We start from the raw sequence: 2,730 nt of genomic DNA on the forward strand, positions 1-2,730 counted from the left end.
CTCGTGTCCACGCCGCACCTCCACGACCTCTCGTCTGCCACGGTCCATTATGCCCGGCCGCGTGGCGCGTTTCCAGCGCCAGCCGCGCGCGGGGGGCGCCGACGTGGGCCGCGCCTACCCCACGAGGCAGTCCTTGCCCTCGAAGGCGATGCCGTACCTGAGGACGCGCCCCTCGGGCACGCCGCGGCCGACGAGCTCCTCGGCGTAGCGCCTGCCCTCTATCTGCGCCAGGGCGTCCGCGACGGCGTCCCCCAGGGACTGGCCCCGGCGGCACACCTTGAACTCGACGACGACCCCGGGGTCGCGCGCGGGGTCGGCGGGCTCGAGCACGACGTCGTAGCGCCCGTAGCCGCTCTCGCGGTTGCTGCGCACGCGGAAGCGGCCCCGCAGGTCGACGACGAGGCCCAGGACGAAGCCGTGGTAGAAGGACTCGGCGGCGCGGCGCCCGGTGTCGAAGGTGCCGAACGTCTCGAGCGCCACCTCGCCCAGGTAGGCCGTCATGGCCTCGCGGTCGCCGGCCAGCATGGCGGCGCAGAAGTCGGAGCACGCCCCGCGCGCGGGCTCGAACCAGTCCGAGACGAGGCCCTCCAGGATCCCCATGGTCTCCAGGTTGGTGACCGCCAGGGTCACGGACGCCCCCTCGCCGTCGGTGTGGGAGACCGCCTTGAGGTAGCCGGTCGCCAGCAGCAGGCTCCACACGGCGTTGGGGCGGGTGGCGAGCTGGGAGAAGACCACCTGCTCGTCCAGGGGCTTCGTGATGGCCCCGCCGTCGAGCAGGGCCCGGAAGTCCTCCTTGAGGCCGGCGTCGCCGCGGGCCACGCAGCGGCTCACCAGGCCGGTGCCCCCGGAGTTGGCCCAGTAGGGGGCGAGCCTGCCCTCGTCCAGGTAGTTCGTGATGCTCCAGGGGTTGTATATGTCGGCCACGCCGCCGAAGACGAAGCCGTCGTACCACCTCTTCACGCCCTCGGTGTCCGGCATGCCGCGGTCGCGCATCGCCCCGAACACCTCGGCCTCGGTGAAGCCGAAGCAGTCCTCGTAGAGGGGCGTCGTGGTGGTGACCACCTTGAGGTTGTTCAGGTCCGAGAAGATCGACTCCCTCGAGACGCGGGTGAGCCCCGTGATGAGGGCGCGGCCCAGCGACGCGTTGGTCTTGAAGGTGTTGTTGAAGAGGTCGCGCACGAAGTCCACCGCGTCGTCCCAGAAGCCGTGCTCCCAGGCGAGCTCCATCGGCGTGTCGTACTCGTCGAGGAGCACGACGGGCTTGACGCCCCAGTGCGCCTCGAGCAGGCCGCAGAGCGCGTTGAGGGAGGTCGGGGCCTCGGACTCGCCCATCGAGTCGCAGAGCTGCGCGAACTCGCCGCGCTCGGCGGGGGTGAGGGCGGGGCTCTCGCGGAGGTACCCGTGCTTGCGCAGCGCCAGCCTGAGCAGCCTGGTCACCTCGGAGACCATGCCCCCGAAGGTCGTCTTCTTGACCCCCGCGAAGCTCAGGGACACGACGGGCACCGTCCCCTGGAGCCCCCGGAAGCGCGGATCGCCCCAGACGGAGAGCCCCTCGAAGAGGTCGGCCCTGCCGGCGTAGGCCGTGGACAGGAAGCACTCCACCATGCTCAGGGTGAGCGTCTTGCCGAAGCGCCTGGGGCGCGCGACGAGCGTGACCACGTCCAGCGAGTCCCACCAGCGCCTGATGAAGTCCGTCTTGTCGATGTAGAAGCCGCCCGCCCCGCGAAGGTCCGCGAAGCTCTGGTTGCCTATGCTGATCGCCCTCGTGTCCACGCCGCACCTCCACGACCTCTCGTCTGCCACGGTCCATTATGCCCAACTGCGTGGCGTGTTTCTAGCGCCGCCTCAAATATGGCGATATGCCCACGGCCACGTCTCTCAACATAGGGTGGCTGGAGTGCTCGGGATGCGCCATCCGTTCCGCCGTTGGCCTCCATCGATGCGGCCAAACCAATTCCCACCGAAGCGCGTACGGACGTACCTCAGCCGTTGTGCTATAGTCTCCCAAAAGTAGACTTATTAGTCTATTTTTGCGCGCCGTGTCGCCCCGAGGCACGCCACACGCACCGCACGAACGCGTTCGAGACACCCAGCCACACCTGCGGAGATGAGCGCCATGGCACAGACATCCAGCGAGACGCGCCGCCAACCGAGCCCCCGCGTCGCCCGCGGCATCGCAGCGAAGCGCGGCGATGCCCGATGAGCAGCTTGTTCGAGAGCACCTACAACCCCGACGTCCTCAGCTGCATCGCCAACCTGAGCAGCGACGAGGTCTTCACCCCGCCCGAGCTGGTGAACCAGATGCTCGACATGCTGCCCGCCGAGCTGTGGAGCGACCCGGACGCGACGTTTTTGGACCCGGCCTGCAAGTCGGGTGTGTTCCTGCGCGAGATTGCCAAGCGCCTGATCGACGGCCTGGCGGAGCAGTTCCCCGACCTGGACGAGCGCCTGGAGCACATCTTCAAGAAGCAGATCTTCGGCATCGCGACGACCGAGCTCACCAGTTTGCTCTCGCGCCGCAGCCTCTACTGCAGCAAGTTCCCCAACGGCCACTACAGCGTCGTGCAGTTCGACAACCCCAAGGGCAACGTGGAGTACGTGCGCCTAGAGCACACCTGGGAGAACGGCCGCTGCAAGTACTGCGGCGCCACCGAAACCGAGTACAAGCGCGATAGTAGCCTCGAACAATATGTTTATGAATTCATTCACTTTACAAACAAGGAGCAATTT

The 2,730-nt window shown here is 67.6% G+C and carries 2 protein-coding genes; one reads left to right on the forward strand and one right to left on the reverse strand.

Annotated elements, in window-relative coordinates:
• Positions 1-114: 114 nt before the first annotated feature.
• Positions 115-1,773: an AAA family ATPase gene (locus ACI38Z_RS05565; RefSeq protein WP_439789203.1), complete on the reverse strand. Its 1,659-nt coding sequence runs from the start codon at positions 1,771-1,773 to the stop codon at positions 115-117.
• 426 nt (positions 1,774-2,199) lie between these two features.
• Between ACI38Z_RS05565 and ACI38Z_RS05570 the strand changes: the two genes are divergently transcribed.
• A partial coding sequence (locus ACI38Z_RS05570; protein WP_439789204.1) for an Eco57I restriction-modification methylase domain-containing protein occupies positions 2,200-2,730 on the forward strand: 531 nt, incomplete at its 3' end.

It is taken from the genome of Parafannyhessea sp. (assembly GCF_051876455.1).
GTDB lineage: Bacteria > Actinomycetota > Coriobacteriia > Coriobacteriales > Atopobiaceae > Parafannyhessea.